This is a genomic window from Limosilactobacillus frumenti DSM 13145, from assembly GCF_001436045.1.
In the GTDB taxonomy this organism is placed as follows: domain Bacteria; phylum Bacillota; class Bacilli; order Lactobacillales; family Lactobacillaceae; genus Limosilactobacillus; species Limosilactobacillus frumenti.
The window spans coordinates 363,394-388,481 of sequence record NZ_AZER01000016.1; the positions used below are offsets into that span (position 1 = coordinate 363,394).

General features: G+C 43.0%; 29 protein-coding genes. 1 reads left to right on the forward strand and 28 read right to left on the reverse strand.

The window, feature by feature from the left end; translation table 11 throughout:
* Window positions 1–8: 8 nt before the first annotated feature.
* From priA to gmk, 4 genes are all read right to left on the reverse strand, one after another.
* The gene (gene priA, locus FD27_RS06295; RefSeq protein WP_057751189.1) at window positions 9–2,438 is read right to left on the reverse strand and encodes a primosomal protein N'; all 2,430 of its coding nucleotides are present in this window, start codon (window positions 2,436–2,438) and stop codon (window positions 9–11) included.
* Between the two features lie 10 nt (window positions 2,439–2,448).
* Entirely contained in the window at window positions 2,449–3,651 is a 1,203-nt protein-coding gene (gene coaBC / locus FD27_RS06300; protein WP_057751192.1) for a bifunctional phosphopantothenoylcysteine decarboxylase/phosphopantothenate--cysteine ligase CoaBC, read from the reverse strand.
* A 126-nt stretch (window positions 3,652–3,777) separates the two neighbouring features.
* Window positions 3,778–3,996, reverse strand: coding sequence for a DNA-directed RNA polymerase subunit omega (rpoZ, locus tag FD27_RS06305; protein WP_057751195.1), 219 nt, complete (start codon window positions 3,994–3,996; stop codon window positions 3,778–3,780).
* Window positions 3,993–4,613: a guanylate kinase gene (gene gmk / locus FD27_RS06310; RefSeq protein ID WP_057751198.1), complete on the reverse strand. Its 621-nt coding sequence runs from the start codon at window positions 4,611–4,613 to the stop codon at window positions 3,993–3,995. The genes rpoZ and gmk overlap by 4 nt, the downstream gene beginning before the upstream one ends.
* Window positions 4,614–4,758: 145 nt before the next feature.
* Here gmk and FD27_RS06315 point away from each other — a divergent pair, with 145 nt between their 5' ends.
* On the forward strand, window positions 4,759–5,088 hold the full coding sequence (locus FD27_RS06315; RefSeq protein WP_235803019.1) for a hypothetical protein: 330 nt from the start codon (window positions 4,759–4,761) through the stop codon (window positions 5,086–5,088).
* A 67-nt stretch (window positions 5,089–5,155) separates the two neighbouring features.
* On the opposite strand, the gene recN is transcribed toward FD27_RS06315, so the two are convergent.
* The 24 genes from recN to FD27_RS06430 form a co-directional block, all read right to left on the reverse strand.
* Complete coding sequence (recN, locus tag FD27_RS06320; protein ID WP_057751201.1) at window positions 5,156–6,835, reverse strand: DNA repair protein RecN; 1,680 nt, start codon at window positions 6,833–6,835, stop codon at window positions 5,156–5,158.
* A 9-nt stretch (window positions 6,836–6,844) separates the two neighbouring features.
* On the reverse strand, window positions 6,845–7,300 hold the full coding sequence (locus FD27_RS06325) for an arginine repressor (RefSeq protein ID WP_057751204.1): 456 nt from the start codon (window positions 7,298–7,300) through the stop codon (window positions 6,845–6,847).
* Window positions 7,301–7,306: 6 nt separating this feature from the next.
* Window positions 7,307–8,131: a TlyA family RNA methyltransferase gene (locus FD27_RS06330; RefSeq protein ID WP_057751207.1), complete on the reverse strand. Its 825-nt coding sequence runs from the start codon at window positions 8,129–8,131 to the stop codon at window positions 7,307–7,309.
* A gap of 12 nt (window positions 8,132–8,143) precedes the next feature.
* Window positions 8,144–9,019, reverse strand: coding sequence for a polyprenyl synthetase family protein (locus FD27_RS06335; protein WP_057751210.1), 876 nt, complete (start codon window positions 9,017–9,019; stop codon window positions 8,144–8,146).
* 2 nt (window positions 9,020–9,021) lie between these two features.
* Window positions 9,022–9,318, reverse strand: coding sequence for an exodeoxyribonuclease VII small subunit (locus FD27_RS06340; protein ID WP_057751214.1), 297 nt, complete (start codon window positions 9,316–9,318; stop codon window positions 9,022–9,024).
* Entirely contained in the window at window positions 9,318–10,658 is a 1,341-nt protein-coding gene (xseA, locus tag FD27_RS06345; protein ID WP_057751218.1) for an exodeoxyribonuclease VII large subunit, read from the reverse strand. The genes FD27_RS06340 and xseA overlap by 1 nt, the downstream gene beginning before the upstream one ends.
* Complete coding sequence (gene folD / locus FD27_RS06350) at window positions 10,651–11,508, reverse strand: bifunctional methylenetetrahydrofolate dehydrogenase/methenyltetrahydrofolate cyclohydrolase FolD (protein WP_057751221.1); 858 nt, start codon at window positions 11,506–11,508, stop codon at window positions 10,651–10,653. Before folD ends, xseA begins: the two co-directional genes overlap by 8 nt.
* A 176-nt stretch (window positions 11,509–11,684) precedes the next feature.
* Window positions 11,685–12,098 (reverse strand): transcription antitermination factor NusB, encoded by a 414-nt coding sequence (gene nusB / locus FD27_RS06355; RefSeq protein ID WP_057751224.1) that lies wholly within the window; start codon window positions 12,096–12,098, stop codon window positions 11,685–11,687.
* Window positions 12,098–12,532: an Asp23/Gls24 family envelope stress response protein gene (locus FD27_RS06360; protein WP_057751226.1), complete on the reverse strand. Its 435-nt coding sequence runs from the start codon at window positions 12,530–12,532 to the stop codon at window positions 12,098–12,100. Before FD27_RS06360 ends, nusB begins: the two co-directional genes overlap by 1 nt.
* Before the next feature lie 110 nt (window positions 12,533–12,642).
* Entirely contained in the window at window positions 12,643–13,338 is a 696-nt protein-coding gene (locus FD27_RS06365) for a 2'-5' RNA ligase family protein (RefSeq protein ID WP_057751228.1), read from the reverse strand.
* A gap of 2 nt (window positions 13,339–13,340) precedes the next feature.
* Window positions 13,341–14,414 carry a M24 family metallopeptidase gene (locus FD27_RS06370; RefSeq protein ID WP_057751232.1) on the reverse strand — a complete coding sequence of 358 codons (1,074 nt, stop codon included), beginning with the start codon at window positions 14,412–14,414 and terminating at the stop codon, window positions 13,341–13,343.
* Window positions 14,415–14,802: 388 nt separating this feature from the next.
* Complete coding sequence (locus FD27_RS06375) at window positions 14,803–14,997, reverse strand: hypothetical protein (RefSeq protein WP_057751235.1); 195 nt, start codon at window positions 14,995–14,997, stop codon at window positions 14,803–14,805.
* Window positions 14,998–15,014: 17 nt separating this feature from the next.
* Entirely contained in the window at window positions 15,015–15,221 is a 207-nt protein-coding gene (locus FD27_RS06380) for a hypothetical protein (RefSeq protein WP_057751238.1), read from the reverse strand.
* 373 nt (window positions 15,222–15,594) lie between these two features.
* Window positions 15,595–16,842, reverse strand: a complete 1,248-nt coding sequence (locus FD27_RS08610) for a GH25 family lysozyme (RefSeq protein ID WP_083482699.1) — start codon at window positions 16,840–16,842, stop codon at window positions 15,595–15,597.
* The gene (locus tag FD27_RS06390; RefSeq protein WP_235803020.1) at window positions 16,823–17,131 is read right to left on the reverse strand and encodes a holin; all 309 of its coding nucleotides are present in this window, start codon (window positions 17,129–17,131) and stop codon (window positions 16,823–16,825) included. Before FD27_RS06390 ends, FD27_RS08610 begins: the two co-directional genes overlap by 20 nt.
* Window positions 17,132–17,135: 4 nt before the next feature.
* On the reverse strand, window positions 17,136–17,459 hold the full coding sequence (locus tag FD27_RS06395) for a hypothetical protein (RefSeq protein WP_057751241.1): 324 nt from the start codon (window positions 17,457–17,459) through the stop codon (window positions 17,136–17,138).
* A gap of 64 nt (window positions 17,460–17,523) precedes the next feature.
* The gene (locus tag FD27_RS06400) at window positions 17,524–18,438 is read right to left on the reverse strand and encodes an FRG domain-containing protein (protein WP_057751244.1); all 915 of its coding nucleotides are present in this window, start codon (window positions 18,436–18,438) and stop codon (window positions 17,524–17,526) included.
* Between the two features lie 120 nt (window positions 18,439–18,558).
* On the reverse strand, window positions 18,559–18,723 hold the full coding sequence (locus tag FD27_RS08615; protein ID WP_083482700.1) for an XkdX family protein: 165 nt from the start codon (window positions 18,721–18,723) through the stop codon (window positions 18,559–18,561).
* Window positions 18,720–18,980 (reverse strand): hypothetical protein, encoded by a 261-nt coding sequence (locus FD27_RS06405; RefSeq protein ID WP_057751247.1) that lies wholly within the window; start codon window positions 18,978–18,980, stop codon window positions 18,720–18,722. Before FD27_RS06405 ends, FD27_RS08615 begins: the two co-directional genes overlap by 4 nt.
* A complete protein-coding gene (locus FD27_RS06410) occupies window positions 18,980–21,304 on the reverse strand; it encodes a glycosyl hydrolase family 28-related protein (RefSeq protein WP_057751250.1) in 2,325 nt (774 codons plus the stop codon). The genes FD27_RS06405 and FD27_RS06410 overlap by 1 nt, the downstream gene beginning before the upstream one ends.
* A 15-nt stretch (window positions 21,305–21,319) precedes the next feature.
* Complete coding sequence (locus tag FD27_RS06415; protein WP_057751253.1) at window positions 21,320–21,667, reverse strand: hypothetical protein; 348 nt, start codon at window positions 21,665–21,667, stop codon at window positions 21,320–21,322.
* A 3-nt stretch (window positions 21,668–21,670) separates the two neighbouring features.
* Window positions 21,671–21,964, reverse strand: a complete 294-nt coding sequence (locus FD27_RS06420; protein WP_057751256.1) for a hypothetical protein — start codon at window positions 21,962–21,964, stop codon at window positions 21,671–21,673.
* A 10-nt stretch (window positions 21,965–21,974) separates the two neighbouring features.
* Window positions 21,975–24,122: a phage tail protein gene (locus FD27_RS06425; protein ID WP_057751259.1), complete on the reverse strand. Its 2,148-nt coding sequence runs from the start codon at window positions 24,120–24,122 to the stop codon at window positions 21,975–21,977.
* Window positions 24,119–25,087 carry a phage tail domain-containing protein gene (locus tag FD27_RS06430; protein WP_057751262.1) on the reverse strand — a complete coding sequence of 323 codons (969 nt, stop codon included), beginning with the start codon at window positions 25,085–25,087 and terminating at the stop codon, window positions 24,119–24,121. Before FD27_RS06430 ends, FD27_RS06425 begins: the two co-directional genes overlap by 4 nt.
* Window position 25,088 lies beyond the last annotated feature (1 nt).

A 25,088-nucleotide genomic window follows, 5' to 3' on the forward strand; every position in this document is an offset into this window, starting at 1 on the left:
CTCCCTCTTTACATGAAATATTGTGGATCAGGATCAATACTTACCTGAACATCGTTAAACCCTCTACTCTGCGTCGATTGCAAAATATCGAATAGCGCAGCATGTAATCCTGGATCACGTTTATACTTAATAACAATTTGATAATAATAGCGCCGCTTCATCCGCGCAATGGGTCGAGGCGTGGGTCCTAAAATGATGCTTGAAGGCAACAGTCGTTTTTGCAGCAACTGGTGTAATCGGGTTACTACACGCGCTGCCACTGCTTCGTCAGGATGAGAAGCCATAATCCGCACTGTGTAATAATACGGTGGGTATGAAGCCTGGTGACGAAGGGCCATTTCGCGTTTGAAGAAGCCTTCGTAATCATTGGCCTGAGCATAGCGAATCGCATAGTGGTCGGGATTAAAGGTTTGAATCAAGACTTCACCCTGCTTGTTGGCTCGACCAGCTCGACCACTTACCTGACTTAATAGGTCGAAGGTTCGTTCACTAGCCCGAAAATCAGGAAGGCCCAGCCCAGTGTCAGCATTAAGAACCCCAACCAAAGTAACGTTGGGAAAATCAAGGCCCTTCGCAATCATCTGCGTCCCCAACAGTATATCAGCCTGACCTTGACCAAACTGCCGTAAGAGCTTCTCATGCATTCCCTTCCGACGGGTGGTATCAACATCCATGCGGATCACCCGCGCTTGGGGAAGAAGTTGGTTCAGCTCGCGTTCGACTTTTTCTGTCCCGGTCCCGTAGTAGCGAATCTCGCGACTACCACAGTTTGGGCACCGGTAGGGAATTGGTTCTTCATGGCCACAATAGTGACACTTCATCGTATGACTATCAAGGTGCATCGTCAGTGAAATATCACAATTAGGGCATTTAAGTACTTGTCCACAATCACGACACATCATAAATGACGAGAATCCCCGCCGATTGAGCATCAAAATACTCTGTTCATGACGAGCAAGACGGTCATTTAGCTTATTGAGCAATGACGCGGAAAAGTTACTTTCACCGCGTTGCTTAATTTCTTCCCGCATGTCTACTACCTGGATTGGTGGCAAGGGCTGCTTATTCACCCGGTGAGGCAAACGCAATAATTGGTAAACACCCTTCATTGCCCGAGCACGGCTTTCCAAACTAGGAGTGGCAGAACCCAAAACTAGTGTGGCATGGTTATAGCGACTACGCCATTTAGCAACCTCGCGAGCATGATAACGCGGCGATTCATCCTGTTTGTAGCTGCTTTCGTGCTCTTCGTCGAGAATGATCAAACCAAGGTTGGTCAAGGGGGCAAAAATAGCGGACCGCGCACCAACAACGACCTTTGCTTCACCACGTTCAATCCGCCGCCATTCATCATACCGTTCACCCACGGATAAACTACTATGCAGGACAGCAACAGTGGAACCAAAACGGGCTTTTACCCGGTTCACGATTTGCGGGGTCAAAGAAATTTCGGGGACCAGCATTAAGGCCGTTCGCCCTGTTTCAAGGGCCTTCGCAATTGATTGCAGGTAGACTTCTGTCTTTCCGCTACCGGTAACCCCTTCTAACAAATAAGTTGTTGCTTCTTGCTGGTCAATACTATGGTTGATCTGCTTAACCGCGGCTGACTGATCATCATTCAGTTGCAAAGGCTTTTGCAGGTGGTGATCATCCGGCAACTGTGATTGCGACTGCGGTTGACGGTACACTTCGACAGATAATTTTTCGAGCCACCCTTTTTTGACCCCGGTATTGAAGATTGCGGAAGATAATCCCGTTGTTTGTTCCGCCGTAGTTTGAAGAACCGTTTTATTTTGGATCGTTTCCAAATAGGACAACAAGGCATTTTGGGCATGCGCATTAGCTTTCAACAGCTGACGTTCATTTTCTAATTGTTCAAAATTCAGCACCGGACGAATTGCCAACATGGTTTTTGCCCGCGCCCGGTCAGTCAATTGGTATTCAATTTTAACTTGGTGCTGGCGACGAAGTCTCAGTAGATGACTAACCACGGTTGGTTGGTCCTGAACGGTTGCCAAGTCCAACATTGGCTGGTCGCCGAAGAGTTGTTGACGTTCATCATCTGGCAATGAAGTTGTTGGCATAACGAGACGCTTAGATTTTGCCTTCAAAGCATTGGGCAACATTGTATAAATACTGGAAATCCAAAAAGCATATGTATGGTCAGCTAACCAATGGCTAAGTTCAAGTAATTCAGGATTCAAGACTGGTTGCAAGTCCATCAAAGCACTAATGGGTTTTAACTCACCCTGGTAGTCTGTTGGCTGATCAAGGCCGACCACGAAGCCCTGTACTTGCCGAGAACCCTTGCCGAACGGAACACTTACCCGCATCCCCTTCTGAATAAGATTCTCCAGTTCTGGTGGAACCTGGTAACTGTAGGGTTGATTGGTTTGCATCGTTGGCACATCAACAATTACTTGTGCTAACTGAGCCAATATAATCACCTTACTTTCCGAAATGCTGACTGATTAATTGCATTAAGTGCTGTGCCACTGCCTGTTTGCTCTGAAGCGGCCATTTATCTGGTTGTTGGCCGTGACGTAAAATAGTGACTTGGTCTTGGTCGTTAGCAAAGGCATTATGGGATCCAGCCACGCGATTGGCGATAATCCAGTCAGCGTGTTTGCTTTGCAGTTTTTTATCCGCGTTAGCTAACAGGTCATTTGTTTCAGCCGCAAAGCCAATTACTAACTGATCATCCCGCTTTGTCGCGGCAACTGTTTTTAAGATATCAACCGTCTTAGTAAGTTGGATAGTCAATTCAGGTTGGTTTGCTTGCTTCTTAATCTTCTGATTTGCTAAGTGCAGCGGCTTAAAATCAGCCACTGCTGCCGCCATAATTAATACGTCTGCCTGATTAAATAGGCTTTGCACAGCTTGCAACAGTTCCTCAGTTGTTTGGATATGGTGCACATGAATACGATCATCAACTGGCAAGTCCACACTAATCTGACCAACAATTAAATCCACCTCTGCACCGGACTGAGCAGCAGCCTGCGCTAAAGCAATTCCCATTTTGCCGGATGAACGATTACCAATAAAACGGACCGGGTCAAGTGGCTCACGAGTTCCCCCGGCGGTGATCAGCACGTGACGACCAGCCAGTGACACTTGGGCTGGTTGGATTTGTTGAGTGACGAAAGCAATAATCGCTGCCGGTTCTGGAAGACGTCCTTTACCCGCGTACCCTTCTGCTAGTTGGCCATTAGCAGGGTCCATGATCGTGACACCATCATTATGCAATGTCACCAAATTACGTTGTGTTGCAGGTGCAGACCACATATGGTTATTCATTGCTGGTACAACAATTTTAGGGGCAGCCGTAGCAAGTAAGGCTGTTGAGACAGCATCATCAGCAAGACCGTTCGCCATCTTAGCAATGATATCGGCAGATGCCGGAACAACTACCGCCAAATCTGACCAATCAGCAAGTTCAATGTGGGGAACTGGTGAATGATGGTTAGACCATAAATCAGAAAGCACCGGCCGGTGTGTCAGGGCATAGAGGCTATCCGCTGAAATGAGCTTAGTCGCAGCAGCAGTCATCCCCACACGGACAGTGTGTCCCGCCTTTTGCAGGCCACGAACCACTTCAATTCCCTTATAGGCTGCAATGCTTCCTGTAATGTAAACGGCAATATTAGCCATATCCGTCACCCCGTTCGTCAGTTAATCATGTTGATTATATCATTGAATGCACATCAATTTTAGCGCTAAAAGAAAGGAGACCGCGACAAAAGTCAACGATCTCCATCCGCCTTATTTTTTATGGAACTAGTCCTGTAAATCTTCAGTGTGATCTGGGTCAATAATAACCTTGTCAGCTTCGATTTCTTCGAGGGCCTTACCAACTGGCTTACTTGAGTTGTAGTGTTCGAGCAATGGTGCTGCCCCACGTTCCAATTCGTGGGCCCGCTTACTTGCTAACATTACTAATGAGTAACGAGAATCAATCCGCTTTAATAATTCATCAACTGATGGAAAAAGAATCATTTTTCTGAGTCTCCTAACATTTCAAGATAACGAGGCATTACCCGGTTAACCCGTAACCGTTCAGTCCGAATAATATCCTTAATCTTAGCAACAGCCAGTGGAACTTCATCGTTAACAACAGCGTAGTCATAATTCTGCATCATCCGAATTTCATCAAAGGCTTTCCGGATCCGCTTATTAATTACATCCATGCTATCAGTTCCCCGATGGATTAACCGTTGCTTTAATTCATCCAGGTCCGGTGGCGTCAAGAAGATAAAGACGCCATCTGGACACTTGGAACGAACCTGCATCGCACCGTTAACTTCGATTTCCAGGAAAACATCTTTTCCTGAATTCAAGGTTTCATTAACATATTTTAATGGCGTTCCATAATAATTGTCAACATACTTGGCATATTCGAGCATGCCCCCAGTTTGGATTTCATGTTCAAATTCTTCTTTAGAAACAAAATAGTAGTCGACCCCGTTCTTTTCACCTGGCCGTGGTTTCCGGGTGGTCATCGAAATTGAATATTGAAAATCATTATCATTGGAATCAAAGATTGCCTTACGAACAGTACCCTTACCAACACCAGAAGGTCCCGAAAGTACAATTAACATTCCTCGTTTTGCCATGTTAATACTCCTCATCTTTAACGTATTATTACTATAATGCACTAAAAGCCTTGCGAAATCAACTTCCCTAGCCGAAAAATAATGCTTGCATTCCTGAACACTTGTTCGTATAATGTAAACACAAACAAATGTTCGGAGGCAGAAAATGATGCAAATTGAACAAACTATTTTTAGAGACGCTCCTCAAAAAATTAGTGGACGCCTGCGCAAATTGTTTGAACAGGCACCCCATGCTCCTCTTGAACCAGTCCTGCTGCACCAGCAGCCCGTTAAACAGCGGCAGCTATTTATTCGGCGGGCAATTGAGGACGGACGGTTGGTTTTTGCACAGTTGTTGCCAGTGAATGGTGATGGCCACCGGGTTAACGTTCATGCGACCGTGAAGAAATTAACCAATGACCGCTTCCTATTTCAAGCGCACAATCTTAGTTACGTTGTACACTTCACTCAAATTAACTATATTGCTAGCTTATAATTTCATATACCAATAACTAAGCTCCTAGTAATTCTAAAAGATTGCTAGGAGCTTTTATTTTATTTTGTTACTGCTGAGCCATCCGCAACAATTCGGAGGCATGTTCGCGAGTCAACTGGGTAATCTTTTCACCCGAGAGCATCCGGGCAAGTTCATTCACCCGTTGCTGCTTAGTCAGAACCGTGACACTAGTCGTCGTCCGCTGATCACGAACGCTCTTCTTAATTAAGAAATGATGTTGAGCAACTGCGGCAACTTGAGGCAAGTGGCTGATGCAGAGTACCTGGGAGTGTTGGGCAATCACTTTGATCTTATCGGCAATTGCTTGGGCAACCCGTCCGGAAACTCCCGTATCCACTTCGTCAAAAATAATACTGGTAACACCATCATTCTGAGCAAAGATTGTCTTCAAAGCCAACATTACCCGTGATAGTTCACCACCAGAGGCAATCTTAGCAAGTGGACCCATTGTTTCACCGGGGTTAGTTTGAATGTAAAATTCCACCTGGTCAATCCCAGTCGGTGTAAACTGCTCATGTCCAGTCGCAAAGTGAACTTCAAAGTCGGCTTTAGCCATATACAATTCTTTCAGTTGCTGGTGAACAGCCTTGGTTAGTTGGTGAGCCGCTGCTTGACGCGCCTGACTCAATTTACTACCGAGTTTGGTTAATTGCTGCTCTGCCTTCTGCAGCCGCTGTTCAAGATCACTATCATTGTCTGCAGCCGCCGTCATAGTGGTTAATTCTTTTTTGATCTTCCGATAATAGGCCAACACATCATCGACCGTATCACCATATTTATGTTCAAGATCGCCAATCAAAGTTAAGCGTTGGTCAATTTGGGCCAAGCGTTGATCATCAAACTCCAGCAGATCTAATTGTTGACTAGCCTCATTGGCAACATCCTGCAAAGCATAGTAGGCATCATTGAGCGATTTGCTTAAGGCATCATAGGCATCGTCAAATTCAGCGATTTCATTAATGGCGTTCATGACCGTCGCCACCTGATCAAGTACCGGTGTCGGTTCCCCTTCATTAAATGTTGTTACTGCGAGTTGTAAGGCATTGTTGATTTGTTGGAAGTGTTCCAACCGATCGCGTTCAGTCGTTAATGCCTCTTCTTCATGGGGTTGCAGGTCGGCATCTTCAATTTCCTTCACCTGATACTTCAACATATCCAGGCGTTGGGCCCATTGCTGCTCATTCTGCTGCTTCTTGTTCACGGCAGCCTTTAACTGAACATAATCCTGGTAATGCTGCTGATAGTCTGCTAACAAAGGATGTACCTGCTTAGCAGCATATTGATCCAGCATTCCCAAATGACTCTCCGGTTGCATCAGCCGCTGGTGTTCGTTTTGACCTTGAATATCAACCAAGCCAGCACCAATTTGCTTCAACATGCCCGTATTTATTAAGTGACCATTGACCCGGATGATGTTCCGACCACCGCGATATATATCCCGGGCAATGATCAGAGTTTGATCTTGATAGTCAATCCCTAACTGGTCCAGTAAATCCAGATAAGCAGGATCTTTCGGTAAAGTGAACTGTCCCTGGAGCGAAAGTTTATCAGCCCCTCGACGGATAAATTCTTGGGAACCCCGACCGCCAGTTAATAGACTAACGGCGTCAATGATAATGGACTTACCAGCCCCAGTTTCCCCCGTGAGAACTGTCATCTTGCTGGCAAAGTCCAGTGTCAGGTGTTTGATAATTGCCAAATTGTCAATTGTTAATTCTTGTAACATCTTGTCACCTTACTGGTTCATTAATAAGTGAAGTTGTTCCTCCACTTTTTCTGCAGCACTGTCCGAATAACAAACAACGAGAACCGTCGAATCATCACCTACTGCCGTAAAGATCTGCGATTCGGCAATGGAGCGCATCAGGTCGGCCATCATAGGTCCATTCCCAGGACGCATTGTCATGGAAAGGAATTCCGCATGTCGCTTTAATTTAACAAGGTTATTGCTGAGCTCGACTGCTAATCGCCCCTGCGTGTCTAGTTGTCGTTGACTAGGCAAGGCATAGCGGTAGCCACCATCATTATCAGGCACCTTGACGAGGTGCAGTTCCTTAATGTCCCGAGAAATGGTTGCCTGGGTTGAAGAAACATTCTGCCGTCGTAACGCGGCCACTAGGTCATCCTGACGACTAATTTTTTCGTTAATGATAATTCGACGAATTAAGTCTTGTCGATCTGCTTTCCGCATTTTTTATCAATCCTTTGCTTTATTCAGATCAGCATCAGCATTAGCCAATACTTGATCAATATTGACTGTTGAAGCCAATGTGCCCGTAGTATCACTTAAGCGCAGGTGGACCAAGAACTCAATGTTCCCTTGACCACCCTTAATTGGCGAGTAATCCAAGTCTAACACATCAAAGTGGTCTTCCCGAGCAAATGACAGCACGTTTTCCAAAACGGCACGATGGACAGCATGATCCTTAACAATCCCGTGCTTGCCAACGTGTTCCCGACCAGCTTCAAACTGGGGTTTAATAAGGGCAACCACTTCACCACCAGGAACCAGGATACCAGCTAGTGGTGGCAGGATCATCTTTAAAGAAATAAAAGAAACGTCAATTGAAGCAAACTCGGGCTGACCATGGGTAAAGTCAGCACGTTTACTATACCGGAAATTAGTCTGCTCCATCACCACGACGCGCGGATCTTCACGAAGTTGCCAGACTAATTGGTTGGTACCCACGTCCAGGGCATAACTGAGTTTAGCACCATTCTGGAGCATTACATCTGTAAAGCCACCAGTTGAAGAACCAATATCTAGAACCGTCTTACCAGAAACGTCAATATTGAAAACCTTCAAAGCTTTCGCCAGCTTAAGACCACCACGACTAACATATGGCATCTTATGTCCTTTCATGTGCAGGGTGGTAGTAACTGGAATCTTCTCGCCCGGCTTGTCCAACCGTTCATTATTCTTGCCCAGAATCTCTCCCGCCATGACTGCCCGTTTAGCTTGTTCACGAGAATCAAAGAGACCCTGTTTGACTAACAAAACATCAACACGCTGCTTTTCCATTGCCACCCCTCCTTAAAGCTTAAAGTAGGCCAAAAATTCATTAAAGATTGCAAAGTCATGACCAGTCTCACTATTAAGCTGGTCGACTAGTTGCCGGGCCTGGTGAATGGATAAATGTAATTGCTCTTCAGCGCCTGTTACACCCAGCAAGCCTGGATAGGTATTCTTATGTTCTCCAGCATCCTTGTGAACCCGTTTACCCATTTGGGCAGTAGTGCCCAGGACATCCATGAGATCATCATAGATCTGAAAAGCCAGACCAAAAGCCGCCCCAAAATCAGCTAGTAACTGGCGGGTTGCGGCAGGCTGGTCACTAATAATCCCACCTGCTAAGACAGCATAGCGTAACATGGCCCCGGTCTTTTGCCGGTGAAGATAGCGCAACTGGTCGAGCGTCAAGTGTTGGTGTTCACCCTCAATATCGCGGGCTTGCCCGGCAACCATACCGGCGGGTCCAGCAGCTTTAGACAAGGCTAGAGTCAAAGCAGCCTGAGTCGTTGCTGGTAAATTATTTTCCGTTAACCATTCAAAGGCGAGAGTTAAGAGACCATCCCCGGCGAGCGTAGCCATGCCGGCACCAAACTTCTTGTGGTTAGTAGGCTTCCCCCGGCGTAAGTCATCATTATCCATGGCTGGCAAGTCATCATGAATTAACGAATATGTATGCAATAATTCCACAGCAGTGGCGGCTTTCATAACATCATCATTCAAGGTCCCACCTAGCGTTTCAACTGTTGCCAGCGTTAGTGCCGGCCGTAACCGTTTGCCGCCGGCCATCAATGAATATTCCATTGCTTGGCCAAGAGTAGTTTGGTCAATATCAGTTTGGATATTTTGCGCTAAGTAAGCATCGATTTTTGTTTTCAGATCAGCGACTGAATCAACCATGGTTATTGCTCCTCCAGTGGACCCTGGTCGGAACCGAAGCCACGATTGCCACCACCATTATTACTTGGGTCGTCAGTGGCCTTTTCATACTGCTGTTCATTTCCCTGGTCATCGATTAATGTCCCCAAGGTCTTCTCAGCAGAAGTCAGCTTCTTCTGAAGGCTCCGGGACAACTTAATCCCTTCTTGGTACTGTTTTAATGCCTCTTCTAGTGGTACATTGCCCTGTTCAAGGTGGGCAACAATCTGTTGCAGCTGGTTGAGTTGTTCTTCAAATGTCGGCTTTTTTTCTTCTGCCATTATTCTTGCTCCTTCTTATGCAAAATCTTCGCAGCGGCGGTTCCATCGGCAAAGTGTAAGGTTACCTGTTGACCGCTATCAATTTGGTGAACGGACTTCACCACTGACCGGCGATGGGTAACGTAAGTATAACCGCGGCTCATAATTTTCAAGGGACTCAGTGAATCAAGCTGGGCAATCAAGTTTTGCACCCGTTGGCGACTATTCGTAACCTGATTAGTAATTGCCTGGTTAAGCCGCTGCGTCTGTTGACCGACCGTCTGCAGGTCTTGTTCCAACTGGTGTTGTGGTGTATGCAAACGCAGCTGGCTAGTCAACTCCTGCAACTGACTTCGGTCATCCTTCACCATATTAACTGCGCTTTGACTCAAACTCAGTTGCAGTTGATCCAGCTTTTGGGCATAGTTTTCATACAAACGACTTGGTTGTTGAAAAATATAACTTTGCAACTGCTTGGCTAACTGCTTACGCGCAAATTCGATCTGGTTGCGCATCGTATTATTCAGCCGGGTCTGATCTTCTTGCAAGGTTAATAGGAGGTCCGATAACCGGACAGGAGTAGCCAACTCCGCTGCTGCAGTCGGCGTTGCCGCTCGCTGGTCGGCCACTAGGTCTGCAATAGTAGTATCAGTTTCGTGACCAACTGATGAAATCACCGGAATGGTACTGGCATCAATCGCCCGGGCCACTACTTCTTCATTGAATGGCCACAGATCTTCTAGCGATCCCCCACCACGGCCAATGATGAGCGTGTCAAAATTGCCAAATTCATTAGCCCGATTGATTTGGCGACTAATATCAGCGGCCGCCTTGTCACCCTGGACAACTGTCGGGAACAGGACCACTTGGGCAATCGGATACCGTCGGCGAACCGTGGTATTGATATCGCGGATAACCGCCCCATCAAGACTCGTGACCACCGCAATCCGCTTGGGAAATTGGGGAATTGGTAACGCCGGCCGATTGAAAAGGCCCTCCGCGTCGAGTTTCTTCTTCAATTGCTCAAATTTCACGTAGAGGGCACCAATGCCGTCTGGTTCCATCCGATCAACGTAAATCTGGTAACGACCCGATTTCTCGTACAGGCTGACATGACCAACTACTAGGATCTTCATCCCGGTTTCGGGACGAAACTTTACCTGGCGGAATTGCCGTTCAAACATGACGGCATCAATCACCGCGTTTTCATCCTTAATACTAAAATACTGGTGCCGTTGACGAAGGCGGAAATTGGACAATTCCCCCGTCAAATAGACCGTCTTCAGATATGGGTCACGATCAAATTTTTGTTTTAAATAGCTCGTTAATTCGCTAACTGTTAGATATTGACTTCTATCCATTGCGTCTCCACTCTGCTAAATCAACCGTCTGTGCCATTAAACTGGCGATGGTCATTGGACCTACACCACCCGGAACTGGCGTAATGTGACCGGCAACTGGCTCAACATCATCAAAGTCGACGTCACCAGTCAACTTACCGTTATCAAGACGATGCATCCCCACATCAATCACCGTCGCACCTGGTTTAACATCTGCTTGGTCAATCAGATGAGTAATTCCGGCCGCCACAACTAAAATGTCCGCCTCACGAGTTAATTTCTTAAGGTCCTTTGTGTGCCGGTTAGTTAAAGTGACAGTGGCATCCGCGTTCGTCAACAGGGCCGCAATCGGTTTACCAACCAAAATGGACCGCCCAATCACGACCGCCCGCGCTCCACTTAACGGTATCTGGTAATGACGTAAAATCCGCATAATTCCTCGCGGTGTACAAGAAACGGGATAGGGCCCTGTTTGGTTGTCAAATAACTTACCGACGTTCAGGGGATGGAAACCGTCCGCATCCTTTGCTGGATCAATGGCATCAATTAGTTCCGTCTCATTCAGCTGTTTAGGCAACGGTTTTTGAATCATAATGGCATCAATAGAATCATCATTATTTAAGGCTGCAATTTCGTTCATTAATGATGCCTGGTCAATCTCAATTGGGTAATGTTTAAGGACCGACTTAATACCTAGCTGGCGAGCCTTTTTCTCTTTATTTCGTGTATAAATCATACTAGCGGGATCGTCACCAACCATAATAACGGCGATTCCCGGGGTAATGTGGCGATCAGTAAGGGCTGCGACCCGTTGTTTAGTTTCGGCATTGACCACCTTCGCTAACGAACGGCCGTCTAATAACTGCGCCATCTGTGATCTCCTCCCTTTCATTTATAAGCTTTTAATCATCAATATTTTACCATACGAAAAGTCACAACAATTAAGATCAACCGATATTTATTAATTGATCTAAAAAAGAGCATGACCGAAGTTATAGATGCTTCGTTATCACGCCCCATATTCACCTGCATGCTAGTTATGTATTGCTATTTACCCTCATGCTGCCGCTCAAAGTGACCTAATGCCCCATTGATGAACTTACGAGATTGGTCATTACTAAAGGTCTTAGCTAATTCCAAGGCCTCGTTAATAGCTACTACCGTTGGTACATCATTAACATACTGCATTTCAAATAAAGCAATCCGTAAGATCACTAAGTCGGTCTTAGCTAACCGATTGATTTCCCAGTCGTCAGCGAGTAAGGATGAAATTTGCTCATCCAATTCACTCTGGTGGTCTGTAACGCCATTAACAAGTGCAGTTAAATATTCCGGAATTGCCTTTCGATCATGGTGTGGTAATGATTGGTAAACCTCTGTTAGATCAGCATCAGGGTTGGATTGCATCGCAAACAAAACTTGAAAAGCTTGTTCACGAATCTGGTGACGATTTTCACTCATTACTTGTCACCCGCTTCTGCATTATCATCAAACATATTATCCGGATCAACAGTTTGATCATTCTTAGGTGGTACAATGCCCTTGATATGCACGTTAACTTCACCGACCGTTAAATCAGTCATCAGAGCAACCTGTTGCTTAACCCGCGCCTGAATTTGCGCAGCAAGGGTTGGCACAGAAACACCATAGTTGATGTAGACATCAACATCAATAATCAAATCATCATTATTCCCAGACAACTTAACGCCACGACGATGGTCAGAACGGCCGAGCAATTCACTAACGTTATTGGCTAATGAACCATACATCTTAGAAACACCATCAATTTCACTTGCGGCAATTCCAGCAATAATTTCCAGTACACGGGGAGCCAATTCGATCGTTCCCAATGACTGATCTTCGCTGCTTAAAATAATTTTTGAATTTTCTGCCATTATTTGCCCTCCAATAATAATTAAAGAACGAATTATTATTTTACGCTCATGTCATTTTAATTGTTCAAATATATCATTATCATTTTGCACTATCTGCGTTGAAAATGCAACTAAGCGCCCTGACCAATTGGCAAAGGTGCTGCCTGGTCGATCCGCTGATTGTACCAGTCATGAACAACCAATGAAAACTGGTAACTAGTAAAAGTCCCAAATTTTAACTGGGCCAGTTGGTCAACCGCCTTTAACAGTTTTTGAGGATTGGTCGGCTGCTTAATAAAACGCGCGACTGTCATGTGACCAGATACAGTGCGGTAACGTTCCATAACTGGCAGACCCTGTTGCTGACACTGTCGGCGAATTTGGTCACGGATCGTCGTCAAAACTGGCGAATAAAAGCCCCCAACCAGGACGCCAACAGGACTCAAATAAACATTCTTAATTGTCCACTGAACTGGTCGCGCCTGAGCAATAACTTGAGAGATTACGCGTTGATACTGGGAAAACTGAGCGGGACTAAGTTGAAAATCCTTCTGCGCCCGTAATAAGTCGAGAATTGTTATATGAAGATCAGTCGAAGGATAATAGTACATGTTGGGAGCAGCTGAACGCAATGATGTTAAGCAAAATTGAATATTCCGTTTCACGTGGGCCGGCAAAGTCACCAACAATGTTAAGCCACGCCGCTGGTCAGGCTCGTGAATAGCGAGTATGGGATCGCCCGTAATTTGCTGAGCATTCAATTGCTGACGGCCACGTTCATCAATGGACTGATATAGGGCCGCTAATTGTTGATCAAGCTTTGTCATCACTAATCCACCACAACCAGGTCAGTGTCGGCAGTCGTTAATACTTGGGGGCCGCCATGGGTCACCAAGATGTCGTCTTCAATTCGGACCCCGCCCAATGTCGGAATATAAATGCCTGGTTCGACAGTAATAATTTCATTATTTTTAAGGATAACGTTGTCAGTAGCTGGGCCATAGGAAGCAGGCAGTTCATGGACCATTAAGCCGATGCCATGCCCCATTCCATGGTTAAATTCATCACCATAACCAGCCTCTTCAATTAGTTGCCGACCGTAAGCATCCAGCCGATCGCCATGTTGACCAACTTTAATATGATCAATCACCGCTTGACGAGCTTCATTGACGATTTGATAAACATCACGCAACTCAGGGTCAACCGAACCAATCGCAAAGGTACGCGTCATATCGGCGGTGTAACCATCAACATAGTAGCCAAAGTCAATAGTAACAATATCACCGTCAGTAATGACCTTGTTTGAAGCCGTCGCGTGAGGCTTTGCAGCATTCTCGCCAGAAGCCACAATGGTTGGAAATGATGGTGCACTCGCCCCATGGCGTTTCATCCAGTAATCCAGCTCAATTGCTACTTCTCGTTCGGTCATTTCTGGACGAATATGGTTGAGAATTTCTTGGTAAGCCTGGGAATGTAGATCAGCAGCTCGTTGTAAACGGGCAACCTCACCACTATCCTTAATCATCCGCATCCGTTCAATTACATTATCAAAGGGAACCAAATCAGCCATCATCGTCTCATCGAGCAGGTCGTAAAGTTGATAAGAGATTGTCTTTTCAAATCCCAAGACTTCTAAGTGTAATCCTTGGCAGATCTGATTGAGGCTCCCGTAGTAATCTCGGGTAATGGTCCCCACGACTTCATCAGTATCAAATTCTTCCAAAGCTAGTTGATAACGGTCGTCAGTGATCATAATGGCATGATGAGGAGTCACCAGCAAGCAGCCATCCCCTTGCAGAAGGTTAAAGCCGGTTAAATAATAAATATTCTGCTGGTTAGTCACCAGAAAGGCATCAATATATAATTTACTTAGTTTTTGCTGTAATTTAGTAATTCTTGACATAAATAACGTTCCTTCGTTCAAATTGCGTATCACCATTATAGCATTTGCAATGATGCTTCCTGGTCAAAATAAAAAAAGTCATACGGCTGACTTAACAGCCCGTATGACTTCGATTTATTATTCGGCAACTGAATACAAATGCATTTCATGGCTGTTTCAGTATAATTCCACGTGGCTATCAACGCGCTCTATATAATAGGAAGAAAATCATTTTACAGTCATACTACTATCATATTACTTCAGAAAATAATCCCCCTATTGTCCCCTCTTTAATGTAAAATACCGGCATCAAAACTAGATGTTGGCCTATTTTTTGCTCTTATAGTTAGGCCACCATTTTTACGAAGATTTTCTCTAGTAGCTCCTGAACGTTGGTTGATGGCTCTGTCTATTTATTCAAGCCATCATAATAACTTGATAATCGACTAGCTAGTGTGAAGTTCATCTTTTCGATTTTTCGATTGCCACTTTGAAATCCATAAATCTGTTGTCGACTAGCACCAACTGCCCTTGCTATATCAACAGTACGAATTCCAGACTCGAATAGTATCCATCTGATTTTCTTTTCTGAAGCTTCTAACATAGTTACCTCCTCATTTTTTACTTGTTGAATTTGGTTGCCAACGCTTGGCGCAATTTGCCGGCATTGTCAAAGGTCATTGCTTCATCAATCCAGAGTCCATTTTCGTTCTTAACTGTTTCAAAAGGAATGCCGAACTCCCAGCAAAAGCCTTCAATATCCATTTTGTCCATCTTCTTGTCGAATTCTAAGCTAAAATCGTGAGCTAGTTGAGTGGTGGTAAACATTTTAAGTTCCTCCCTTGTAAACTGTAGTTTCTTTTCAAGGCTAAAAATAAATCCCCTATCTCTTTACACTTATAATATACACCATTTTAGTCCATCTGTAAACCATAGTTTACTAGATAATCAGGTTTTTCAACAAAAAAACGAGCCACCGAAGTGACCCGGAAAAAACCTTACTCCAAAGGCAAGGCAAATAATGAAATACAGCATTATTATATCAAAAAAGCCCTGCTGGAACAGAGCTTAGAACAAAATAAAACTAAACTTAGCATAGCAAGATGCTTATCTCATTATACAGCAAAAAGCCCGGCCAGATTTCTCCAGTCGGGCTGTTATATTCAAAAGGGAAGCTTTTTCGCTTCCTTTCTAGATTGGTTTAATTACTAAAAGATCCAAATGGTCCACTTGAATTCCGAACAGCCATATATGCATAACCGTTGGCTCGTGGTTGACGAATCCACGTGTAGCCATTGTGGTACGACCAAGCATCATACTTCACTTGTGACCCAGGTCTTAACGTAGCAATCAAGCTAGAGCTTGTACGAGCACCCCAGCGCAAGTTAACCCAGCTATTAAGAGTAAAGGTACCCTTTTCTGAATGCCAGGTATCGCCTAAATTATCTCGCCAAGTTGATTGATTAGGTTGGGCAATTGGCTGTTGTACCTTGTTGCTTACCTTCGCACCCTGACCACTATCAGCTACCCGAAGGACTTGTCCTGGATGAATTACCGTTTGAATTGTGCATCCGTTCAATTGGGCAAGAGCGTACATACTCATGTGGTAACGATTGGCAATTGCCCACCAGGAATCGCCAGAACGTACAACATATGTATGGGTATCTTGATGGATTTGCTTACCAGCATTAACAGCTGGAGTAGTTGTTTGTGGCTTCTGAGGGTTGCCATTCTTATATCCATTATCAGTAATCCCGGTTAGGTCAATATCACCATCCAATCCGCCAGCAATATATGTACTAGTAAATTGAAAGATGCCAACATTATTGAATGATGGGAAATAATTGTAATTTGGGTAAGGCGTGACAGCATAGTTTGGATATTCTGCTAACCAAAGTTGATACTTACCTGCTAAATAATACAAGTTGGTGTTGTTCATCAGGTAATTCTTATAACCGTACAGAACTGGTGTATAGCCAGCATTCTTAATGCGAGTTAACGCGTAATCTAGTACAGCTGTGTTTTGATACCCTGATTCAACATCAAGCGCAACTATGGAACCCTTAGGCGTTTGTACTTTAGGTAAAAAGTAATTCAGAACATAATCAGCTTGTGATTGAGTAGTAACATTCTGCCACCAAATATATGTGTGAGCCCGTTTACCTTGTGCGATGGTTGAAGCAACCTGTGTTGGATAGGTCCATTGATCATAAAGATTCCACCCGGTTGTTGTTCCACCAATCTGAGAAATTGAAAATTTATCGTTGTTGTATCCCCAAACTCCGTTGGTACCCTGGTACTTTGACCAGTCGACACCATGATCGCCTTTGGCAGCCTTAACTACTGGTAAGTACTGACTGTTCAGTTCAACAGTGCCAGTTGTGACCGGGGCCATTAAAAAAGCGGCTGCAAACGCAACCGCAATTTTTTTACTTAGTTTGTGCTTCATTATTATTGTCACCGTCTTTCTGCTGAGGAGCTGTTACTTTGAGATTTTCGTTAGTTGGAGGTTCGACTTCCCCATTACCTTCAACAAATCCGCAAAGGCCAAGTAATGTCAACAACGTATTAATAATTGCTACAATTTGATCCCAGTGGCCATAAGAAAAACCATAAGCAATCATAATTTGCTGAACCAATACGATTAACAGTGTAATAAAAGACGCCACAACCGTTTTATTGATCGTGCCGTCTGCATTCATAAATTTATTAACAATTGACTTTTTTAACTTATCCATGTTCTCACCTGCTTTTTTTCTTAAAAACTTCTTGTTCCAGGTTCTTGATGCGAGTATTTCTAACCTTAGCCTCACCGATATGCTCTTCAAAGCGATCTTCTAGTTTATCGACACGTTCGGCTGTTCGATCAGCACTTGACTGAATTGCATTAATAGTGTGACTCAAAGCATGAATCTGATTAATCAGCCTTTTAACTGAGTTTGATAAATTTTCCGTACCGTTTTTTATAGCAACGTTAAGTAGCCAAATGAATATCCCGCCGGCAATCGAAAAAATGGTGGCAATTGCCATCCATTCGTCTAGTGAATATCCCATAACATGATGCATTCACTCACCCCCTAAATTTACGTAAAATAAAAACGCCCTTGATAGGACGTTTTTTTATACTCAATTACGATATGGAATATTTTTGATTGGCTTTTTTGGAAGCCTCTTCAGCAATTTTAGAAATTCCATAAGGATCCGAACCGTATATAGATTGTTCATTAATCCCTAAGGCATTTAACTCTTTCTTCATTTTTTGAATTCCATCTCTTTGAATTATTATGGTAAATCCATACTCACCATTTGCAAAATCTTTACGACCTCTATACCAAATTGGTGCTAGCATCATTGGGCCTTGTATAGTAAATCTGCCAACTTGTCTGAATAACCTGCTTGAAATATTTAATTCGGTCGAAATTGGAATGGGCAGGGTTAAATTAGTTGAATTAATGTCACTAAACATTTTCTTGAAATCATTGTCAGTTAGATTATCAACATTTATAGAGTTTTCTCCATCTTTCTTATCCCTTAAAAATTTCCATGGCTTTATCAAATGAACTACTGGTTTACATAAATCAACTTGTTTGTCTTTATTAGGCTTAATTTGATAACCATCTAGTGCAAAAAACAATGCGATTAGAGGATCAGCTGTCCAATCTAATGCAGGAGTTAATAAACCGGTATGTTGTCCAAGCATCATATAGTGGAACTTGTTAAAGCCTTTTACTTTGACACTGTTTTTTATTTGCGAGATAAAAATCCCTAGTTCGTTTCTAAAATCAATAATATTTGTTGCCTTTATTTGCCCTATTTTACCAACATTTGGTTTAATAGTATTATTTTTTTCGTCATAAATATTATATTTTGGGATTCTATCTTGTCTCTTACGATAAAGTGTAGGTATTAATCCCCAATGTTCGTTTTTTTGCCCTCTATACCATAATTCTGCATCATCATCAATATTATTCTTTTTCCTATAATCTATAACTGTCTGTATAAAATCTTGCAAACTACATACAGTCTTTGTAAATTCTAATATCATGTATTATCTCTCCCTGATAAAATCATTATAACTTTGAATGGGAGATAAATGTTACTAATAATTATTAAATTATTAGCCGCCCTCGCGTACTGTGTATTTCATAGGCGACTAGGTGTGCTACTAAGCAGGTTGAGTTTCGGTCACTGCTTCATAATCTTGACCAGTAACTTTCTTGTAGTCGTCCTTAGTGATTGCACCACATTGAACATAAACCTTATAGAAGCCAAGGTCGTGGTTACCCCAGTCGTTCCAGAACATTTGCAGAATTTGTACTTGATTCATCATTGTACTTTTGCCTCCTCTGATTTTTCAACGGCTTGTTGTTGATTAGCAACCATGAACATCTGCTGTAGCTGCTTGACTTGATCAGTTTGTTGCTGATTTGCCGCTTGCAACTTCACCCCTGCTTGGTTTTGCTGCATTACCATGCTTTGCAAAAGAGCAATTTGCTGAGCCTGCTGTTTGAGCATTTGTTTAAAATCTTTTGAATCATCTGGTAAAGGAACGTCATATGTAGCTGGCTTTTCAGTAAACTTGATCATTATTCCATCTCCAATCCAAGATAAGCAAATTCAAAACTAGCACCATTTGTTGTACATGAAGCAGAAGCACCAATCGTAGCACTAGCAGCTTCAACCGGGATAGGCTGAGCCGGGGTATGACCATAGAGCACTTTATCTTTATCAGGAGTAACTCCTGCATAAAATTGTTTGCTCTTGATTAACTTATCTGCTTGATCATAGAAGCTAATTGCAAAGTTAATGTTAGCTGAATCCAAATGTGCTAACCCAAATAGTTCTAGAAAGAACGTTGACTTATTTCTAACATCAATCTTTTGATCAGGCCGGATCCAATCCCAATTTTTATCATCAGCATCCGACCTCGTGTACTTAAAGCTTGAAGTAAAGCCAGCAGCCTGTAGTTCAGGAGAAAGCCCATTATCTTTAGTGGCCAATTTTCCGTAGCCGTTATCAGTTTTGAAAGGCAACTTGGCAATGTCATTTCCATAGAATAAGGCGTTATCTCGTTCAGTAATAAAAATAGGCTGAGAAGTTGTACGTGCAAATACTGGATTCCGATTATAAGTAACGAAGACCTTTTCATCACATAAATATTCAGGGTGGTTCAGCTCTAAAGTACTAATAATATAAGGATTATCGAGATTAAGGATTAACGGCCCTTTAAACATAGTTAAAGAGCTTGCCTTGTCTGGCCTAATATAGATATTTGTAGAAATAATGTTAAGCGATGTTAGCCAATAAATAGATCCTTTTGAAGCATCATAAATTAGAGTGTTTCCTTCGAGATTGCCCCCGATAATGGTTATGTTGTTGTTAGAGTAATCAGAATTACTAATTGCTAGCTTGTTTAGTCCCAGTGAACATTCGTTAAGGGTCATATCATAGCCACCAGAAGTTTGATCAATTCCGATGTCACCATTGGCAATTACACATCTATCAAAGTAGATGTTTTCCCCGTAATTTCCTCCACCATCAACATACATGTTCTGGACATTAATCTTGTTATATTCAATATGCATGTTGACAAAGTTAAAGATAAAGAGATCAAGGCCGTTCAAGCGCAAGCCTACTCCATAATTCCCGATGGAAATATTGTTTAAACCTGATCGTGCAACGTTTTTTAAGTTTGAAGATCCTCGCTCCTTGTCAGAGTGGAATCCAACCTCAATACCAACGTTATCATCATTTTTAACCTTTGATACAAGTGAAAATCCTCCACGTGACCCTTCGATAATGTAACCACGTTGCCAATCCTGCAATTGATAAGCGTTACTGAGGCCTTTACCGGTAATGTCTGGATCGTCATCTCCAAGCCACTTAATTTGAATGGTAGCTCCATTAGTCAAGTACGATTCAATCGTAACAAGGCCTGCAGAAACTAACTTAACATACGGAGGCAATACAATTGAGTTAGTCACTTTATACCGTCCCGCTGGCATTACAACTAAATTGGTCTTGAAGTTGTCCTTCTTCCAGTCAAGGGCTACCTGAGTAATAGCTTTTTGAATTGCAACTGTGTCGTCAGTTTCACCATCACCGACCGCTCCAAAATCACACACATTATATCCAGATAGTAATAGTTCGTTTGAGTTAACTTTATCGGTTAGAGTTTTAAGGTCTTCGACCTGTGTGTCAATCAACTTTTGAATCGATTTTTTAAACGCGTCGGCTTCATCTTCCGTAAACAGCCCATCCTGCTTAATTTTTTCCTCCAACGCATCAAGAGCAGCCTGATCTTGATTAACTTGTGTTGTTAGACGACTAGTTAAATCATTGATCTTAGCGGTGAACTCGTCAACCACATCTTGCATGGACTTCTTAGCAGTCTTTAAATCCTCTTCCGCTGTAGCAATGGCTTTTTCAAGCTTACTGATATAGAAGTCACAGGCAATACCCATTCTTGCATTATCAGCTAAAACAGTGAACCAAATATCAACTCCAGAGTAGCGGTTGCCTTTGTCATCAACCAAGCCCAGGTAACCTTTGAAGATACCTTCTTTAGGGAACATCTGCTCTGGGAAGTAGTAGGTTACTTGACCAGCTGGGCCACAATCATCGGGCTTTCCTTCTGAATATACAACACTAGCATCATCAGCCATTTTCAGGTTGTCGTTCTTATCAAACGAGTAGTTACCAACTAAACCGTCAATGACTGGCTTATATCCACCATTAACGTTCATGAGCTGCCCTTGACGGTACCAATCAATCTGCAGACCAAAGTTGTTGTCGCCAACCCGTCCCTTGACATAAGGGGTAAGGTCGAAGAGCTGAGCTCCCTCTTTGGCAATATCAATTGCAATGTGGTAGAAGCTACCGCCGTTGTTATGTTTAATTTGTACTGGCATTTTATACCTCCTTTTCTAATTAATCGTTACTGTTGTAACCGAATCATTGTCTATACCATCGGTATCACTAATTTCAACGGCCGCTGGTTGACTCGCTTTAATGTCGTCTGATGGATCGGTGACAGAAACTCTTTCAAAGCCAAAAAGAAGCTTCTCAATCTTTTTGAGCCGCTTCTCATGATCTTTGTTGTCGGATTGCAACTGCTTTACCTGATTTTCAAGAGCACTAACTTTTCGGTATAGTTTTTTTCGATCGGCATCGTCTGAAGCATCTTCGGCTTTAATCTGCTTGAAGTTACCAATCATGTTGTCATAGAACTTTCGATTTAAAGAAAGTGGAAAATCATCAGTATGTAGGTCCAATCATCATCCCTCCTCACTCTTTTTTTCAGAAGAATCATTGCTTATTTCTGCTTTGATTTCATTCATAAATTCGTTTTTGAATTTCTTTGTCATTAATTTTTCAATCATTGGCTTTAAAAACTTCCATAGTCGGTCCGCATCTTCCTGCCTGAACTTCCGACCTTTTATCGTATTCGTAACAAAGAAGGTACGGCCGTTATCAGGGGAATATCCATAACCTAACTGACCAGTTTCACTATCAATGCCCTTATCCATCGCAATAAGAAGAACTGATTCTTTATTAGTATTTTCTGACATCAAATTCCTCCTAACTGTTTACAAACGCATCAACTGAAGCCACTTGAGACGGGTTTAACAAAGGCGGACGATTAGCCTGCCCTTTTGACAATTCAGTCTGTTTTTGTGACTCAACATTCTTAAAGTGGTCCTCCAGCTTTGCCCCAATAGCACCATAAGAGTTATTTGGAGCAATCTTATTATTGGTTTCGTGAATGTCATGGTACAGAGCATAAATGGCATTCTTCAGTGCTAATCCGGTATTGTTCCAAGTCAGGGTGACATCACTATTTGGTTGGAAAGGATTATAACTAATTCCCATCAACGTCATCATTTGACTGATATTCACTTCAGGAGCAATTACTTTGCAAGTGTTTCCTAGGTGTAAGTCATTAATGCCAATCTCATTATTTTCAATCGTTGTTGGGGGATCAGTTGTCACAGTATTTTTCACGTACTGCTTCAACGTATCCATGTCATAGACTGAATCGGCTAGCACTTGTGGTCCTCTATGAAGTCCGAACTTATCAACGCTATCTTGGTCGTGATAGTGATAGTGCAGGGCGTAATACGTTTCGGTAGTAGTTGAAGTTGAACCATCACCATCTGCGTTAGTAGCACTTCCACCACCGAAGCCCGGTACTCGAACCGCAAAGCTCGGAGGCCAACTAGCGATTGTCCGGTAAACCGTCCCATCTGTGTAATTATCAGCACCAACACGGTAAGTTGCATCCATTGCAATTGACACGTGATAACTTCCACCACGAGGACCCCAAAAGAGCAAGTCACCAGTTTGATAAGGTGGCCCTACTATCGTTCCTTTGCTTTCCAGTCCAACTGTGTTGGTTCGTGGTGTCTGAATACCAAAGTGGTTCAGAACATAACATACAAATCCTGAACAATCCCAGCCTGAAGTGGTGGAGCCACCCCAGACGTAAGGCACTTTTCCAACAAAAGAACGACAAAAGCTAACGATGTTGTTAGCTCCTGCCGTTGATGTTGTTGATTGTGCTTGAATTGGCGACTTAGAAACTGGTGCTCCGTGTGGAGACCAACCGGAATGCCCGGTAATTTGATTACGCCAGCCAGGGACGTTGAATAAAGCGATAATCTGATCAAGGCCGTGCCAGATATTTGTATAAGGTGGACGACAATAGTAATTGAAGGTCCCTTGCTTAAATTGCAATAGTCCCATCGCAATTCCATCAGAAAGGCCATCATCGCCACCATGAGCATTTTCTTGACCACGTGACTCAAGGTTAATCTGTGCTAGTACAAGACTAATGTCACTCTGTGAAAGGTGTTCACCAACTAAACTAGCAGCATTCTGAATAACTGGTGTCCAGTCACCATTTACCGGCTCATTAACACCATTGCCACTACCACCAGTAGTGATGTCTTTTTCCATCTTCCCACCATAGACATCAAAGTCGTTATAGAAGTCATTACCGTCCGACTGTATATCAACGCTGGTAACGTTGTTTAAGTAACGCATTTGAACATCCGTAGGCGACTTCAATGAATCTAAGTCGTAAATTTTAAGCACATAGTTATCTGGAATGTAGTAAGCACCAAACGAAGCTAGATTACTACCCAGCCATTCATACAAGGAACCAGAGCAATCCAGCGCGAGTTTTGGAAAGTTACCATGTAGTTCATAGGTAATTCCTTGATCGTTGTTTTTGAAGAACTGATCCAGTAACTCTTGAAGAGTATGTGTTTGCTGTTCATCGGTTTTCTTAACAACTGTACCAATTTGTGGAGTATCAGATCCACCTGAAGAATCATCACCACTACTGTCAGACGATGAACTATCACCGCTAACTTCAGGGTTGTCTTCAGTTGGTTGTTTGGGGTCAATACGAATGTTTTTCATTAAATCAATCAGAATAGCATGTGCCGTAACTTGCATTGTGGCAAGCCCATTCTCATCAAGTCCGTTTTCTAACTGCTCAATGTAGTACTCTTTATCGTCATACCAGACGCCTCGTCCCATTTTGAGCATGTTATAAGCATCCTTATACTGCTCAGTATAGGTAGCGGTAAATGATATCTCATAGGCTGAGTTCAGTTGCATGTTGACTTTAAATGAATTGTACATGTCATTGTAATCAAGCCGTTCTTCATTACTGCCACCTTTGTTATTAAGATTATCGGTAATCAAAACATCTCTACTCATGAGAGCCACCAGAAAGGAAAATCAAATGTGATTTTACCTGAAAAGTTGTCAACCTGAAAATCGTTTATTCCTGGTTGTAAAGTAAGAACACCGTCGTCACATTGCATCTGATCAGACTTACCGTTTAATGTTGCTCGAACACCATCAATTACGAATTTACCGTTAAAACTAGAGTTACCCGCTAATTTCGTGCCATCTTTATTAGTCTGAAGCATACCCGTCCTAGTTACAGAGTCACCGGTTGTTTTGTTGGTAATTTTCATGTTACCCGAAGATTTACCTTCAAGTGTTACCTTGAACGGGTGCCCTCTGCGTTCAGGATCAATGATAGTATCAGACAGATTGCTAACCTTGAATGAATTTTCAGTAAAGGTGTACTGCAACGGATCAACGGTTGTTTTATTACCAAAGCCATTGGTGTCTTCATAGTCTAGTGAGGTACCAATGCTTCGGCTTAATCCGATAAGGTCAGTAAAGGTTACTTCGCAAATAATAACCTTTTCACTCAAAAAATTAGGCGCTGCTATTTTTGACCGGACATAATACATTCGTTGTGCCCAGTTCGAAAAGCAAATCCAGTAAGCGTTGCGGGAAACTAAAAAGCGCTGCAACGCATCATAAGCAAGCATCGCATCGCTTTCATTTATTCCTTCAATTCGTATGTTCATCTTCATTTCACGTGTAGTGTACGAAGTTGATAAGAGGCGAGAACCATCTTGTAAACCCACCTTTTTGAGATTATCGGTATAAGTAGCTGGTTGAACATCAGGTGCACGGTAGCAGTAGACAATATCTAAATCAGGTATGTCAAAACAGCTAGTCCACTCTTTACCGTCTTTGCTAATTGCAAATTCAATTGGTTCAAATGGTAAGTATTTATCTAAGCTTTCCCGCCCAATGCTGGTAGGACTTAGGAACGGATAAGCATGTTTTATACTTTTTGATTTTGAAAAGACGTCTATCATC